Here is a 15,088-nt window from a genome sequence, read left to right on the forward strand (position 1 = left end):
TTGTTAGCCTGTGATTTTACAGCTGACGCGGATTTTTCCGTCGAACAGCGCCTCGGCGTCCTGGCCGGGGCGAATTTCATGCACCCCGGTGATCGCCCCCGCCGACACCCAGGTGCCGGGCGGGATGGCGATACCGCGGGCGCGCAGCGCGCGGATCAGGAACAGCGCCGACCCGAACGGGCCGTCGAGCATCGTTTCCATCGTCGCCGCACCGATCCGTTCGCCATCGATGCGGAATTCGACCGGCATCGCGATCAGATCGGCATCCTGCCATCCGGCGATGCGCGGGCCGATGACCAGCCCCTTATTATTGCCATAGTCCGACGCCGTGACCGCGGGGCCATGTTTGTTGATATCGGGAAACGGCGAACTCGCGATCTCGATCCCCGTGCGCACTTCGTCGATCGCGTCGCGGACCGAGGCGATGTCGTACTCGCGCGTACCCACGTCGCCGAAGCGCAGCAGCACCTCGGCCTCGGCCGCCGCGAACCCCCCGCCGTAGACCGGCATGGCGGGGACCGCCCCGTCGGCGGCATCGACGATCTCATTGGTAAAGATCGGCCCCGCGATGCGGTGGCCTCCGAAACGCGCGACCAGTTCGTCGGCTATCCGCCCGACCTTCCAGCCGCCGATCGGACGGCCGTCGAAGGCGATCGCCGAATCCTGGATCGCATAGGCCTCGGCCAGGCCCTGCGGCATGGCGCCGGGATAGTCGGTAAGCGGTGTCTTTGCGGCCCGTGCGGCCAGAAACGCCTTGGCTATGGCTTGTTGTTCGCTCGTTGCCAGCATCTTTGTCATTTCCCTCATCCGAAAATTCCTGTAAGAGACACCGGTGTCAAAAGCAAGCGAATAGCCATCAGCGCGGTTGATTTTGTGACAGCGGGCGCGCAGTAGGAAACAGCGGGCCGGACCAACCGGGTCCGCACAGGAAAAGTGAAACCTCCATGGCGCCACGCACGCGGGAAAAAAGCGGCAAGCAACCGACGATCAACGACGTCGCAGCACTTGCCGGCGTCTCGAAAAAGACCGTCAGCCGGGTCATCAACCGGTCCGAATTCATTACCGACAAGACGCGCCAGGCGGTCGAACAGGCGATCAAGATGCTCGGTTTCGTGCCCAACCCGCAGGCGCGCGCGCTGGCCTTTCGCCGCAACTTCCTGATCGCGCTGCTCCACGACAATCCGAACGCGCAGACGGTCCTCAATTTCCAGCAGGGCGTGCTCGATGCGATCAAGGACAGCGACCTCGCGCTGCTCGTCCGCCCGGTCGACCGCGGGTCCGACCGGATGCTCGACGATGTGCGCGTGTTCCTCGAAAAGCAGCGCCCGATCGGCGCGATGCTGCTGCCGCCGATTTCGGAGAATGACGAACTCGCCGCGCTCTGCGAGGATCTGGGCGTGCGCTACGTCCGCGTTGGATCGGCGCAACTCGACGACGCGAAACATTGCGTGTCGTCGAACGACCGCGAAGTCGTTGCCGAGGCGGTCGGCAAGCTTGTCGAACTCGGCCATCGCCGCATCGGCTTCGTGCGCGGCCCGGTCGGTTTCCGGTCGGCCGCCGAACGCGAAAAAGGCTTTCACGAGGCGCTGGCCGCGGCCGGACTGACGCTCCCCGCCGAACTGTCGGCACCGGGCAATTATCGCTACACTGCGGGCATCGAGGCGGGCGAGGCCTTGCTGTCGCTGACCGCGCCGCCGACCGCGATCTTCTGCTCGAACGACGAGATGGCGGCCGGGGTCATGAGCGTGGCGCACAGCAAGGGCATCGCGGTGCCCGCCGACCTGTCGATCATCGGCTTCGACGACAGCCCGACCGCGACGCATATCTGGCCCGCGCTGAGCACCGTGCGCTGGCCGATCCGCGAAATGGGGGTGCGCGCGGCGCGGACATTGGTCCCCGACTTCCTCGATATCGGCGCCAAATCGTCCGACGAACCCAATGTCATGGCGTCGACCTTCGTCGAACGCCAGTCGGTCGCCGCGCCGAAAGGCTGAGGCGATGGCGAATATATCCGATCCTCCGACGACGTTGACACCGGTAACCGCGCTGCGGATCGATCCCGGCGACACCGTCGCGACCTGTCTGGCCGATACGGCGGCGGATGATCGCATAACGGTGGATATGGCGACGATCACCCTGATCGACGCCATCCCGCGCGGGCATAAATTCGCCCTCGCCCCGATCGCGCGCGGCGATGCGGTGATCAAATATGGCTTTCCGATTGGCGTCGCGACGGCCGACATCGCGGCGGGCGCGCATGTCCACAGCCACAATCTGGCGACCGCGCTCGGCGGCGGCGACGATTATCATTATGCGCCGCGCGGTGCCGCGCCCCCTGCCCCGCCGGTCGCGATCCGCAGCTTTGCCGGTTACCGCCGCGCCGACGGACGTGTCGGCACGCGCAACGAAATCTGGATCCTGCCGACGGTGGGCTGCGTCGGCAATCTCGCGGCGCGGGTCGCAAGGATCGCGGGCGCGCGCCACGCCGGGCGTATCGACGGCGTCCACGCCTTCAAGCATCCGTTCGGCTGTTCACAGCTCGGCGACGATCTGGGGCACACGCGCGGCCTGCTCGCGGCGCTGGCGCAGCATCCGAACGCCGGCGGGGTGCTGATCGTCGGCTTGGGGTGCGAGAGCAACCAGCTCGGCGTGCTGATCGACACGATCCCGCCCGAACGCCGCGCGTCCCTTCGCACCCTGTCGGCGCAGGCGGTCGAGGACGACCTCGCCGCCGCACTGGCGCTCGTCGACGACCTTGTGGACATCGCCGCCGCGACCCGGCGCAGCGAGGTCCCGCTCTCCGCTCTCACCCTCGGGGTCAAATGCGGCGGGTCGGACGGGCTGTCGGGGCTCACCGCCAACCCGCTCGTCGGGCGCATGGCCGATGCCGTCGCCGACGCGGGCGGCAAGGTCATCCTAACCGAAATCCCCGAAATTTTCGGTGCCGAACAGATGCTGATGGACCGCGCCGTGTCGCGCGAGGTGTTCGACCGCACCGCCGAGCTGGTCCGCGATTTCAAGCAATATTTCATCCGCCACGGCGAACCGGTGAGCGAAAACCCCTCCCCCGGCAATATCGCCGGCGGCATCACCACGCTCGAGGAAAAGTCGCTCGGCGCGGTGCAGAAGGGCGGCCAGGTGCCGCTTGTCGATGTCCGGCTTTATGGCGGCGAAGCGGTCCTGCCCGGGCTGACCCTGCTCGAAGCACCCGGCAATGACGCGGTGTCGTCGACCGCGCTCACCGCCGCGGGCGCGACGATGATCCTGTTCACCACCGGGCGCGGCACCCCGCTCGGCTTCCCCGCCCCGACCCTCAAGATCGCCTCGAACAATTCGCTGGCGCGGCGCAAGGCGGGGTGGATCGACTTCGACGCCGGGCGGGTGCTGATGGATGGTTTCGACGCGGCGTCGGATGCCCTGCTCGACCTGATCGCCGCGACCGCCTCGGGCGCACCGACGCGCGCAGAGGCGAATGAGGAACGCGACATCGCGATCTGGAAATCGGGCGTCACGCTTTAAGGGTTCGCCGCGCAGGAAAAGTTTTGCGCAAAGACGCGAAGACACGAAGATGGCGTGTGAGATTGCAAAGCCTGTTGCCGCCGCAAGCGGGCTTTTCGCTAGCGATTTTGGCCTATTGTGAAGGCCGATGGGGGATGGCCGGTATCGACCAAAAGAGGGCCATCTTAACGCGCGCGCGAACCCTTCAAAGCAGCCGCTATATGTGATTGTAGGGCTCTTCCTTCGACCAGCCAGGTGATAGCGTTTCGAGGCTTTCATCGACCCAGTCTGCGAGTGGGGTCCCGGTGTTGGACGCTAATTTAAATTCATAGGCGCTGCCGCTGCGATAATTTGCATTACCCCACAACTCATAAATCACTCCGTCGGCAGTGGCCCTAATTTCGTTGTCGTCGAGGAATGGCACGTTCACGCGTGGCATCTGCAAGTTACGAATTTTGCGTAGCGCTGAGCGTGCGGCGGGACAGCGTTCTGTGTCCGTCCACCAGACAGAGGTTTTGTCGCCTTCAATTGCCGTTTTCTTGAACCAATAGGCTGCTCGGCCCTCGGTTTTCAAAAGGCCAATCTCGACGGAAATCGGCTGGTCAAATGAGGGAGAACGCCGAAAAGAGAGCAAGGGTTGGAACTGCAACGCTGCCGCTGCCACAATCGAAGTGAACATTCTCGATGGGTAGCGGAGAAAAGACTGCTTCTCTACAGTATTTAACCGGAGGCTGCCGGCCCGCTTCCCACCCCATTCCGGTCACCCGGTTCGAACCCGGCCAAAAATGGCAGCAAACGACCGATTGCGGTCATTCTGAATCGGGTTATCGTCACATATGGGTTTTAGGCTTCTTACTTCACTTGCGCCTCTTAGCTTGCTTACGCTTTTCAGCTTGGGAGCGTGCGCGGCTCCATCCTTTGCGCAGAGCGAAAATCAGCGGAAATATGAAGGCGTTTGGATATATGAGTTTGAGGCTTCGACCTTCGTTGAGGGTGAGACCTCAGCGCCGGCTAAGCGACCGAAGTTGGATCAAACATCCATTCTTCTGTATAATCCAGAGGAGGTTTCTCGGGGTCCAGACTATGATGACTATGACGAACAGCGGCGATGCTATCCCCTATATGCGTTTCTAGTCAGTTTTATCGGCAGGGAAGAGACGATACCGCTAGGTCCCGTCCCAGGTGTGGATTTCTGGAAATCCGAAATAACCGTGGATCGGATGATCTCAGCCAAGCCTATCGCTGGGCCGCGCTGTTATGACCGCTAACCAGCCCCATGCCGACGTTCGGCACGCGGGTTTCATCGCTTGTGGAAAAGGCGAACGCCGAACCTTAGCGCGTGCCTTCTTCGTGTCTTCGCGTCTTTGCGCGAAACAATATCACTACGCCAGCGCCTCGAAGGTGAAATTGCGGAAGCGTGCCTCGCCTGCCCCCGCCGAATACAGTCCCGGCCGCAACATCAGGAAACCGCCGCGCACATTATGGTGGTAGCCCGACACCTCCATACCGCGATCGAAGCGATGCCAGGTCTTTCCGCCGTCGCCGCTGGTGTCATAGGTGACGATATGGCGGTCGTTGGTCACCCGCATCCGCATGCTGCGACCATGCGGGTTGGCCGGGCGACCGCGTTCGATGCCATATTGGTGGGTGACGAACTTCTCTCCGTCGAAGCCGAGCCCGCAATAGAGCTTTTCGTCATAAAAGAGGATCAGCCCGGCGACCCCGCCCGGCGCGATCTCGATATCGCATTCGAACCTGTACGCCTGATCGCCCGCAATCAGCAGCAGCGGCGACGAATCCGACGGCGCCTTGCCGCGCGCCGCGAGTAGCAGCGCGCCATTCTCGACCCGCGCGCGGTCGCGCTCGTCGGGGGCGGGCTTGAAGAAATTCCATTTGGCGCCGAGCGCCAGCGTCTTGAAATCGTCGGACAGAGCCATGCCATGCGATCCCGCGACGGCCCCGCCCTCGGGCTTGGCGATCGGCTGCGACAAATCGCCGCCCGTCATGCGAAACCAGCCGTCGTCGGTCCACTCGATCGGGTCGAGCAGCGCCTGCCGCCCCAGCGTCCAATAGCCGTTCTCGAACCCGTGATAGACGCTCCACCAGTCACCCGCAGGGCCTTCGACCAGCGTCGCATGACCGCGCGACCACCATTTTTCGCCCGCCGTCTTGGTATGGACGAGCGGGTTCGCCGGGCAATTTTCCCACGGGCCATGGATCGACCTCGAGCGCGCCGCGATCACCATATGCCCGGTCGGCGGGCCGGCGGTGCCGCCGACTGCGGTGACCATGTAATAATAGTCGCCGTGCCTAGTGATCTTCGGTCCCTCGGGCGCGAAACCCTCGACCACCCAGTCCGACGGATAGCGCCAGGGGTCATAGACATGCTCGGGATCGCCGATCCGCGACAGGCCGTCGTCCGACAACCGCACCCGGTCGCCGCCCGACAGGAACAGCCAGCGTGATCCGTCCTCGCCCACCGCATGGCCCGGGTCGATATGATGGGGCAGCCCCAAGTCGACCGGTTCGCTCCACGGCCCCTCGATCCGGTCGGCCCAGATCACCCAGCTGGTGTTCGGGCCCTTGGTGGGGATGTAGAGATAATAGCGGCCGTCATGCTTGCACAATTCGGGCGCCCACACCGACCCGATATTCTTGTGCAAGGCCGGACCGATCGGCCGCCAGTTCACCAGATCGCGCGAATGCCAGATGACCAGCCCCGGATAGCTGTCGAAGGTCGAGAAGGTCATGTAATAATCGGCGCCGTCCTTCAGGATCGACGGATCGGGATGGTCGCCCGCCATGATCGGGTTGAGGAAGCGTCCGTCGCCGAGGTCGGCCTTGCGCTGGCCGTCGAAGCCCCTGGCCCAGGGCGGCGCGACGCCGCCCGGCGCGGGCGCCGCCTGCGCCAGCGCGGCGGGGGCGGCCAATCCCGACAAGCCGGTCGCTAGCAGCCCGGTTCCGGCCAGTTTCAGCATCTCGCGGCGATCGGTCATAATGCGTTCCTCGAAAAACAAAGGCCCGGCCCCCGCAAGCGAAGACCGGGCCTTTCCGGGGACTAGCTCGCGATCATCACATCTTGAAACGCGCACCGAACAGGATGGTGCGGCCGAAATGGTTGTTCTCGTAACTGCGGTCGGCATCGAAATCGGTGAAGCGATAGCGATAGGTGTCGAGCAGATTGGTCCCCTCGACCGACAGTTCGACCCACTCGGTCAGCTTGTAACGGATCGACGCATCGACATTCCATGTCGCGCCATAACCTTCGAAGACATTGCCGGTGCCGCTGTTCGAATCGACATAGCGGCTGCGATAGCTTGCCGATGCGCGCGCGCTGAAGGCCCCGTCGTCATAATAGAGCGTGGCGTTGTAAGCGCGCTTCGACACGCCGAACAGGGTCGAGGTGCGGGTGGCACTGACCAGCGGGCCGAAGGTGCAGTTGGGCAGCACGCAGTCGGTGATCGCGGGACCCTGGACCGTGTAATCGGCGGTCGAGCTGATGAAGGTGGCATTGGCGAGCACGCCGAAGTGGCTGAATACACCCTGATCGACGAACGCGCTGAACGGTATCTGAGCCGCCAGCTCGACGCCCTTCAGCGTCGCGCCGGTGCCATTGACCTGCGCCGAAACGGTGTACAGCTGGCTGGGATCGTTCGCGATATAGGCGGGCGAGCTCGGCAGCAGCACGCTCCGGTCGACACCGAGTTGCGCCAGCGTCGCCTGATAGGTGCCGGACACCGGGAAGCTTTCGATCTTTTTCACGAAGCCGGCGACCGACAGCAGCGCCTGCGGCGCGAAATACCATTCGATCGCGGCATCGAAATTGGTCGCGCGATAGGGGTTGAGATAGGGATTCCCGTATGTCGCACGATAGTTGAAGCCATCGAAGGTTCCGCTGGGGTTGAGATTGCCGAAGCTGGGCCGCGTCATCACCTTTCCGATCGCGCCGCGCACGACGACATCCTGCGAAGGGTAGAGCGCGACGTTGACCGACGGCAGCCAGTCGTCATAGCTGCGCTTGACGCTCACGCCATTGGCCGCCGACGAGATCTGCGCCGTCCGGACATAACGGATGCCGGCATTGGCCGCATATTCGAGCCCGAGAAGTTCACCCTTGGCATCGAACTGAAGATAGCCGCCCGATGTGGTTTCCTGCACCGAACGGGTGTTTGCCGCATCGATCGCGGGGTTGCGACTGTAGAGCCGGGTGAAATCGGTCGCGGCCGGGAAAGCCGGAATCAGCCACTGCGTCGTCGTGCCCGCCGGTTGTCCCGCCTGGCCGAGCGTGAACAGCTCCGACAGGGCCGCCGTGGCCGGGAAGCCATAAACGGCGTTCGGGCCGAAGAGGCTGGTCGGCGTACAGGTGATCGTCCCCGACGTGCTCGTCACGAGGCTGGTACCGCCATTTCCGCACACCGCGGTGTCGCGAGTGAAGGCCATGGTGTCGAAATTGAACCGGCGCCACATGCCGCCCGCCTTGACCTGGAATCCGTCGGCGACATCCCATTCGGTGCGCAGCTGGACCGTCTTGAACCGGTTGGTGACGTTCGACGGACGATCGCGGATTTCGGCGAGCTGGAAGTTCGCCGGATCGGTGACGCTGGTGCCGAAAGTCAGCACCGGACTCTTCATATCACTGTAATCGTAGAAATAATTCTGGGCATCACGGTCATCGAACACGACCGTCGTTTCGACCGGAATGTCGGCGTTCGATTTCGAAAAGCCGCCGAGCAGGGTGAAACGAAGGCTGTCGGAAATATCCTGGTCCCAGGTTCCGCCAAGCTGATAGAATTCGGTATCCGATTTGCGCAGATAATGTTCGGTGCGGACGTACACATCGTTCAGCGTCGCCGAAATCATATTGTTGTCGGCATCGTAAACCGGGTTGACCACGTTGATCGAACGCTCGTTCGACCGCAGCAGCACCTCACCCCATTTCTCTTCACGGCTTTCCTTGAAGCGCGAATAGAGGCCATCGATCGAGAATTTCGTCGAATCGCTCGGTTCGAACTGGACCGAAGCCGTCAGCCCCAATCGTTCACGGCGATGTTCGATCTCGCCATAGCGCGGGATACGGGGGTGAAAGGACAGGGCGGCCTTTGTGCATCCGGCGCTGGGAACATAGGTGCCGCCGCTGTTCGCGGTGGTCCAGCAGTTGGTTCCATCCACCGAGTCGAACCGTGCCTGCGCCCAGCGGACCGAGTTGTTGCCAAGCTCCAGCGTATCGCTCTTCGAATAGGCACCGGACACCGCCACGCCGAAGGTGCCGGCATCGTTGCGCCAGCTCAGCAGCCCGGCGACGCGCGGCCCGACATTGTTCGACAGGTCGTTATAGGAACCGACGATCGACAGCGCACCGCGCAGCCCGGATTTTCCCCCCAGCGGATTGCCGGTGTTGAGGTCGACCACCGCGCCGAGCGAGCCTTCGTCGAGCGAGGCTTCGGCGGTCTTGTGAACGACGATGCTGCTGAACAGCTCGGACGCGAAGACGTTGAAGTCGAACGAACGATCACGGTTCGACGACGCGCCGTCGGTCGAGGTCGCGATGGTCTCCAGCCCGTTCACGCGAACGCGGGTAAATTGCGCACCGAGCCCGCGAACGGTGATCGCCCGGCCCTCGCCGCCGTCACGCTGGATCGAGATGCCGGGAATGCGCTGCAGCGATTCGGCGAGATTCTGGTCGGGGAATTTGGCGATGTCCTCGGCGACGATCGCGTCGACCGCACCGACCGAGTCGCGCTTGACGTTGAGCGCGGCCTCCAGCGAGGCCCGAAAACCGGTGACGACGATTTCGTCTTCGGGGGCGACCTCGTCGGCGGGCGCGGCGGCGTCCGCCGCGGTATCCTGCGCAGAGGCCGGCGACACCGCCAGCACGGCAAGCGAAACGCCGCATGCCAACCTGCTCAAATTGCGGACGCCCTGCATTGCGTGAATAGCCATCATGTTCCTCCCTTTTACCAGTCCATCCAGCGCTTCAGGCATGAATGACACCGGTTACTTTACGCGACAAAGTCGATCGCCCCGATCCTTTGTCCAGAAATTTAAGAGAGTAGCGCAATGCCGTCGCGATTTCGCGACGGGCCATCCATTGGCCTCTCCCCGACAATATTTTCTCGTTGACCGGTTGGGGTAACCGGTGTCAGGAAGATTGAAGGAATGTGACCACTGTGTCAATACCCCAATGAGAAGGAGAGGCAGGATGCTGAAAAAGCTCTGGCTGGCAGCGCTTTTGCTGACGCCGACCATCGTCGCACACCCCGCAACCGCGGCCGATTCGTCCCCCCTCGCCTTTCCCGGCGCGGTGGGTCCGGCGGCGCAGACGGCCGGCGGGCGCGGTGGCCAGATCCTGCGCGTGACGACGCTCGCGCCCGACGGCCCCGGCTCGCTGAAGGCGGCGATCGAGACCCCCGGACCGCGCATTGTCGTGTTCGAGGTTGGCGGCGTGATCGACATGGGGCGCACGACGATCGAGGTGAAGCACCCCTTCCTCACCATCGCCGGCCAGACCGCGCCGGGTCCCGGCATCACGCTGATTCGCACCGGCATCGACGTGAAGACGCACGACGTGATCTTTCGTCACCTGCGCGTCTATACCGGGGTCGACGGCCAACCGAAGCGCAGCGGGTGGGAGGCCGACGCCTTTTCGACCGTCGCCGCCGCCAATGTGATCGTCGACCATTGCACCTTCCTGTGGGCGATCGACGAGAATATGTCGGCCTCCGGGCCGCGCTTCACAGGCAAGACGGTCGACGAATGGCGCCAGGGCACCAGCCACAATATCACCTTCTCGAACAATCTCGCCGCCGAAGGCCTCGCCGACGCGAGCCACCCCAAGGGCGAGCACAGCAAGGGGTCGCTGATCCACGACAACGCCACCGGCATCGTCTTTTACCGCAATGTCTGGGCGCATAATGTCGAGCGCAATCCGCTGATCAAGGGCGGCGCGCAGGCGCTGATGATCAACAACCTGATCTACAATCCGCAGCATCGCGCGGTGCACTATAATCTGATGAACCTCGAATGGGTCGGCCATCCCTATGTGACGGGCCAGATCACCGCGATCGCCAACGTCATGCGCGGCGGCAACGACACCGATCCGAACCTGCCCTTCCTGATGCTCGGCGGCGACGGCGACCTCGAATTTTACGGCAAGGACAATCTGGCGGTCGACCGCCATGGCGAGCCGCTACCCGAGGTTGGCCGCTATGGCGAAACGCGCGCGCAACTGATCCGCGCCAAGGCGCCGCTCGCGCCGATCGCGGGATACAGGATCCTGCCGGTCCGCGACGTCGAAACCTCGCTGCTCGCGACGGCGGGGGCGCGTCCCTGGGCGCGCGATGCCGAGGAAATCCGCGTGCTGTTCTTCGTCGCCGAGGGCCGTGGCGAGGTAATCGACGACGAGAAGGAGGTCAGCGGCTATCCCAAGGTCAAGGAAGCGATCCGAGCGCCCTTCGTCGAGGGCGACTGGGACCTGGCGACGATGGAACCGCGCTGGGGCCTCTTCTATCCCGCACAGACCGCGCCGATGCCGCAGGAGCATCTGTCGGCGCGCGACCTCGACTCGCGCGGCGGCGTGAAATGAGCGCGCTGCTCGCCCTGCTCCTCGCCGGCGGCGCGGCGCCCGCGATGGTCGTGATCGACGAGGCCGCGACGCTACGCGAGGAAGCGCCGCCGCACGGCGCGATCGGGATGTCGACGGCGTACCGGATCAGCGATGCCGTCCCCGCGCCGCGCAGCTTCGAATTCCGCAAGCGCGCGCTGCACGTCGGCGCCGCGATCGGTGTCCATCCGATCGACCATGACGAAATCTATTATGTCCTGTCGGGTACCGGCATCGTCCATTCGGACGGCGAGGAGAGGGGCATCAAGGCTGGCACCGCCGCCTGGCTTTACAAGGGCGCGAAGGTCGGCATCCGCCAGACCGGCAAGGAACCGCTGGTGCTGATCATCGCCTATCCCAACAAGGCGGCCGAATAGCGATGCGGTTCGGTCGCCGCCTCCTGCTCGCCGCCGGGCTGACGCTGCCGCTGATCGCCACGGGAAACGCCAGCGCGAAGAGCGCCTGGACGCGCCCGGCCGGCCTCGCGCCCGACGACAGTATCGCGCTGTGGCCCGAGGGCCATCTGGCGGTGCCGGCGGGCCTGGTCGAAAGCGTGGTCCAGCGCAGCGACGACCCGAACGCCAGCGACCGAATGCTGCAGGGCATCACCCGCCCGCGCCTCGACATCTTCCGCCCCGAAAAGCCCAATGGCGCGGCGGTGATTCTCGCCCCCGGCGGCGGCTATCGCTACGTCGTGGTCGACAAGGAAGGTTATGAGCTGGCGCGCTGGCTCCGCGATCGCGGGGTCACCGTCTATGTCCTCTTCTACCGCCTGCCCGGCGACGGCTGGGCCGACCGCTCGAACGTCCCACTCGCCGATGCGCAGCGCGCGGTGCGGCTGGTGCGCAGCCGGGCGAAGGCCGACGGCATCGACCCGGCGCGCGTCGCCTTCGGCGGCTTTTCGGCGGGTGGCCATGTCGCGACCAGCCTGCTGACGCGTTTCGATGCCAAGGTCTATGCGCCCGTCGATGCCGCCGACGCGCTGTCGGCGCGCCCCGACACCCTCGCCGCCTTTTACCCGGTGGTGTCGATGGATCCCGCGATTGCCCACGCCGTCAGCCGAGAAAAATTGCTCGGCCCCGCCCCCGACGCGACGCGCGCGGCGCTCTACTCGCCCGAGCGGCAGGTCCGCGCCGACATGCCGTCGCTGTTTCTCCTTCATGCCGAGGACGATAATGTCGTGAAGGTCGAGAACAGCCTGCGCCTCCAAGGTGCCGCGCGCGCGGTCGGCGTTCCCTGCGAAGCCCATTATTTCGCCAAGGGTGGCCATGGCTTCGGGTTGATGAAGACTGCGGGGCTGCCCGTTGCTGCGTGGCCCGAACTGCTGTGGAACTGGCTCGCGGCACGGAGGATTGTCTAAATCTTCGTCATTGCGAGCGGAGCGAAGCAATCCAGGACAGCCTACGCGACTCTGGATTGCCGCGTCGCCTTCGGCTCCTCGCAATGACGGATGATTACGAACCGGGTTGGATGTACGGCACTCGCGCGAACAGCTCGCGTTCCCATGCGCGCGGATTGTCCTCGACGCGGGGACCGGCGTCGAAGATCATCGTGCGGCGTTTCTTGAGGTCATAGGCCGCCCAGCCCGGATTGCCCGTTTTCGCGAAGCGCGTAAAGGCGGTCATCATCGCCGCGCTCACCTGATGTTTGCACGTCGACTGGTCGGGTCCGGTGCCGAAGACGAGCGCGATGTCGTCGGCGTGCTTCGCCTCCATATAATCGAGCTGATAGACGAAGGCCGGCGCGCCGGCGCGCGCGCGCGCCTCGGCCTCCTCGACCTGCCCGCGCCAGCTGCGCGCCGCGGTGACGATGCGGTGGAAGAGTTCGAGCGGCTGCGCGCCCGGATAACGCGCGCGGAACTGCGCGACGACCCAGACCGGATCGATGTCGACGCGCATTTCGGGACCGATGCGCGCCGCGAGATTGTCGAAGCTCAGCCCCGAAAGCTGCTTGCCGTCGGCGGCGAAAAAGGCCCGCGTCTCCATCACCGTATTGCCGAGCATCATCGGGATGCCCAGCGACTGCGGTGCCGGATCGGGCCAAAAAGGATGGCGCGTCAGATGCTTCATGTCGAGCACCGGCCCCATATAGACCCCGCCGCCGATGATCGGGTCAGTCGCCGACAACGCCGCGACCAACTGCTCCACCGGCGCGGTCGCGGGATCGATACCCTGCCCCAATTTGTCGAGGAACGCCGCCGCGCGCTTGCTGGCGTTGAGCGGCCCCGAGGCGGTCACCTGCTGCCCGCTCATCGTGATCGCCTTGTGGAACAGCCCCGCCGCCTCGGGCATCGCCATCAGGGTCGCGATCTTGGCGCCGCCGCCCGACTGGCCGAAGACGGTGACATTGGCGGGATTGCCGCCAAAGGCCGCGATATTGCGCCGCACCCATTTGAGCGCGAGGATCAGGTCGAGCTGTCCGGCGTTGCCGCTGTCGGGAAAATGATCGGGCAGATAGAGGTAACCGAGCGCGTTCAGCCGGTGGTTGACCGTCACCACCACGACGTCGCCCTGTGCCGCGAGCGTCGCGCCGTCGTTGAGCGGGTCGGTCACGCTGCCGGACGAATAGGCGCCGCCGTGGAAATAGACCATCACGGCGCGCGGTTTTTTGGCTGCAGCCGTCGGCGTCCAGACGTTGAGGAACAGGCAGTCCTCGGATTGCGGCTGGTAGCGGTCGCCGGCCTGCGGGCAGGCGGGACCATATTGCCCCTGATCGGCAAAGGGCTGTTCGGCGGTGGTCACCGGCACCGGGGCGCGGAACCGTTCGGCGCGCGCGTAACGAATGCCGGGATAGGCGGTCGCCCACAGCGGCGCATTCTCGCTGCGCGGCTTGCTGCGATAGGTGCCGTCGGCTGCGGATACGGTCGCATTGGGCGGCTGTGCCCATGAAGGCGCGGCACAAGACAGCAAGACCAATCCTGCCGCTCCGCCCAGCAGCAAACGACGACCAAACGGCTCAGCGCCGGACATCGAGCCCTCCCCCGTGAAATGCGTCGATATCCGCTTGGCTAAAGCGGCTCGCATCGCCGGGCAAGCTATGTTTGAGGCAGGTAAGCGCGAGGCCGCTGTCGGCCATTGCTTTGGCATCACCGCCGCCGAGATGCGCGTGGAGCACCCCGGCGGCAAAGGCATCGCCCGCGCCAATCCGGTCGACGATGCCGGTGACGTCGATCTCGTCGGTCTGATGCGCGCTGTCGCGCAGATCGACCCGCGCCGCGATGCGGTGATGATCGGCCGACACCGTATGTCGCGCGGTCGAGGCGATCAGCTTGAGGTCGGGGAAGGCGGCAAAGCCCGCGTCCGCCGCTTCGCGCCGCCGGTCCGCGCCCTCGCCCGAAAAATCGCGCCCGAGCACGAGCGACAGGTCGCGGTGGTTTCCGAACAAGATGTCGGTCAGCCCGATGAGTTCGGACAGGATGGCGCGCGGATCGCTGTCCCACGCCTCCCACAGCATCGCGCGGTAATTGCCGTCGAAGCTGATTGGCACGCTCTGCCGCTTGGCGGCGCGCGCCGCCGCCAGCGCGGCCTCGGCCGAGCGCGGGCCGAGCGCGGGGGTGATGCCCGACAGGTGGAGCAGCCCTGCGCCGGCCAGCGACGCGTCCCAGTCATAATCATTGGCTCCGCTCGCGGCGAAGCTCGATCCGGCGCGATCATAGACGATCTCCGACGCCCGCAGTCCCGCCCCGACGCTGAGGAAATAGAGCCCCATCCGCCCGGGCGATGGCGTGACGGCGGTGCAATCGACGCCTGCGCCGCGCACCGCCGCCACCGCTCCGCGACCCAGAGCGTTCGAAGGAATTTTGCTCACCATCGCGCAATCATGGCCGAGATGCGACAGGCCGATCGCGACATTCGCCTCGGCGCCGCCGACATGGAGCGACAACGCGGGGGACTGCATCAGCAGCTCATTACCCGGCGCGGTCAGGCGGATCAGCAATTCGCCGAAAAAGACGAGTCTACCCTCTGCCATCCCCACTCCGTTCGCCGCCTG

Annotated in this window: 11 protein-coding genes; 5 read left to right on the plus strand and 6 right to left on the minus strand. The window is 64.8% G+C overall.

Going from position 1 to position 15,088, the window contains the following annotated elements:
- Positions 1-3: 3 nt before the first annotated feature.
- Entirely contained in the window at positions 4-798 is a 795-nt protein-coding gene (locus tag EEB18_RS04125; RefSeq protein WP_316248985.1) for a 2-keto-4-pentenoate hydratase, read from the minus strand.
- A gap of 146 nt (positions 799-944) precedes the next feature.
- Here EEB18_RS04125 and EEB18_RS04130 point away from each other — a divergent pair, with 146 nt between their 5' ends.
- Entirely contained in the window at positions 945-1,994 is a 1,050-nt protein-coding gene (locus tag EEB18_RS04130; RefSeq protein WP_187139364.1) for a LacI family DNA-binding transcriptional regulator, read from the plus strand.
- A gap of 4 nt (positions 1,995-1,998) precedes the next feature.
- Entirely contained in the window at positions 1,999-3,519 is a 1,521-nt protein-coding gene (locus EEB18_RS04135) for a UxaA family hydrolase (protein ID WP_187139363.1), read from the plus strand.
- Between the two features lie 196 nt (positions 3,520-3,715).
- Here the strand turns inward: EEB18_RS04135 and EEB18_RS04140 are convergent, their stop codons facing one another.
- From EEB18_RS04140 to EEB18_RS04150, 3 genes are all read right to left on the minus strand, one after another.
- Entirely contained in the window at positions 3,716-4,177 is a 462-nt protein-coding gene (locus EEB18_RS04140; RefSeq protein ID WP_187139362.1) for a hypothetical protein, read from the minus strand.
- A 703-nt stretch (positions 4,178-4,880) separates the two neighbouring features.
- Positions 4,881-6,494: a family 43 glycosylhydrolase gene (locus EEB18_RS04145; protein ID WP_187139361.1), complete on the minus strand. Its 1,614-nt coding sequence runs from the start codon at positions 6,492-6,494 to the stop codon at positions 4,881-4,883.
- Positions 6,495-6,570: 76 nt separating this feature from the next.
- On the minus strand, positions 6,571-9,438 hold the full coding sequence (locus EEB18_RS04150; protein WP_187139360.1) for a TonB-dependent receptor: 2,868 nt from the start codon (positions 9,436-9,438) through the stop codon (positions 6,571-6,573).
- Positions 9,439-9,697: 259 nt separating this feature from the next.
- On the opposite strand from EEB18_RS04150, the gene EEB18_RS04155 reads away from it, so the two are divergent.
- From EEB18_RS04155 to EEB18_RS04165, 3 genes are read left to right on the plus strand one after another with little or no spacing between them, the layout of a single operon-like run.
- A complete protein-coding gene (locus tag EEB18_RS04155) occupies positions 9,698-11,080 on the plus strand; it encodes a polysaccharide lyase family 1 protein (RefSeq protein ID WP_187139359.1) in 1,383 nt (460 codons plus the stop codon).
- Complete coding sequence (locus tag EEB18_RS04160; protein WP_187139358.1) at positions 11,077-11,475, plus strand: cupin domain-containing protein; 399 nt, start codon at positions 11,077-11,079, stop codon at positions 11,473-11,475. The genes EEB18_RS04155 and EEB18_RS04160 overlap by 4 nt, the downstream gene beginning before the upstream one ends.
- 2 nt (positions 11,476-11,477) lie before the next feature.
- Positions 11,478-12,458, plus strand: a complete 981-nt coding sequence (locus tag EEB18_RS04165) for an alpha/beta hydrolase (RefSeq protein ID WP_187139357.1) — start codon at positions 11,478-11,480, stop codon at positions 12,456-12,458.
- Positions 12,459-12,552: 94 nt separating this feature from the next.
- Here the strand turns inward: EEB18_RS04165 and EEB18_RS04170 are convergent, their stop codons facing one another.
- Positions 12,553-14,067, minus strand: a complete 1,515-nt coding sequence (locus tag EEB18_RS04170) for a carboxylesterase/lipase family protein (RefSeq protein WP_187139356.1) — start codon at positions 14,065-14,067, stop codon at positions 12,553-12,555.
- The gene (locus tag EEB18_RS04175; RefSeq protein ID WP_187139355.1) at positions 14,054-15,067 is read right to left on the minus strand and encodes a sugar kinase; all 1,014 of its coding nucleotides are present in this window, start codon (positions 15,065-15,067) and stop codon (positions 14,054-14,056) included. Before EEB18_RS04175 ends, EEB18_RS04170 begins: the two co-directional genes overlap by 14 nt.
- Between the last annotated feature and the right edge of the window lie 21 nt (positions 15,068-15,088).

This window comes from Sphingopyxis sp. OPL5 (assembly GCF_003797775.2).
In the GTDB taxonomy this organism is placed as follows: domain Bacteria; phylum Pseudomonadota; class Alphaproteobacteria; order Sphingomonadales; family Sphingomonadaceae; genus Sphingopyxis.

What these genes read in the sequence shown, in the direction of transcription:
- EEB18_RS04125 (WP_316248985.1), bottom strand. Translation starts at nt 798, where the DNA reads ATGACAAAGATGCTGGCAACGAGCGAACAACAAGCCATAGCCAAGGCG.
- EEB18_RS04130 (WP_187139364.1), top strand. Translation starts at nt 945, where the DNA reads ATGGCGCCACGCACGCGGGAAAAAAGCGGCAAGCAACCGACGATCAAC.
- EEB18_RS04135 (WP_187139363.1), top strand. Translation starts at nt 1,999, where the DNA reads ATGGCGAATATATCCGATCCTCCGACGACGTTGACACCGGTAACCGCG.
- EEB18_RS04140 (WP_187139362.1), bottom strand. Translation starts at nt 4,177, where the DNA reads ATGTTCACTTCGATTGTGGCAGCGGCAGCGTTGCAGTTCCAACCCTTG.
- EEB18_RS04145 (WP_187139361.1), bottom strand. Translation starts at nt 6,494, where the DNA reads ATGACCGATCGCCGCGAGATGCTGAAACTGGCCGGAACCGGGCTGCTA.
- EEB18_RS04150 (WP_187139360.1), bottom strand. Translation starts at nt 9,438, where the DNA reads ATGGCTATTCACGCAATGCAGGGCGTCCGCAATTTGAGCAGGTTGGCA.
- EEB18_RS04155 (WP_187139359.1), top strand. Translation starts at nt 9,698, where the DNA reads ATGCTGAAAAAGCTCTGGCTGGCAGCGCTTTTGCTGACGCCGACCATC.
- EEB18_RS04160 (WP_187139358.1), top strand. Translation starts at nt 11,077, where the DNA reads ATGAGCGCGCTGCTCGCCCTGCTCCTCGCCGGCGGCGCGGCGCCCGCG.
- EEB18_RS04165 (WP_187139357.1), top strand. Translation starts at nt 11,478, where the DNA reads ATGCGGTTCGGTCGCCGCCTCCTGCTCGCCGCCGGGCTGACGCTGCCG.
- EEB18_RS04170 (WP_187139356.1), bottom strand. Translation starts at nt 14,067, where the DNA reads ATGTCCGGCGCTGAGCCGTTTGGTCGTCGTTTGCTGCTGGGCGGAGCG.
- EEB18_RS04175 (WP_187139355.1), bottom strand. Translation starts at nt 15,067, where the DNA reads ATGGCAGAGGGTAGACTCGTCTTTTTCGGCGAATTGCTGATCCGCCTG.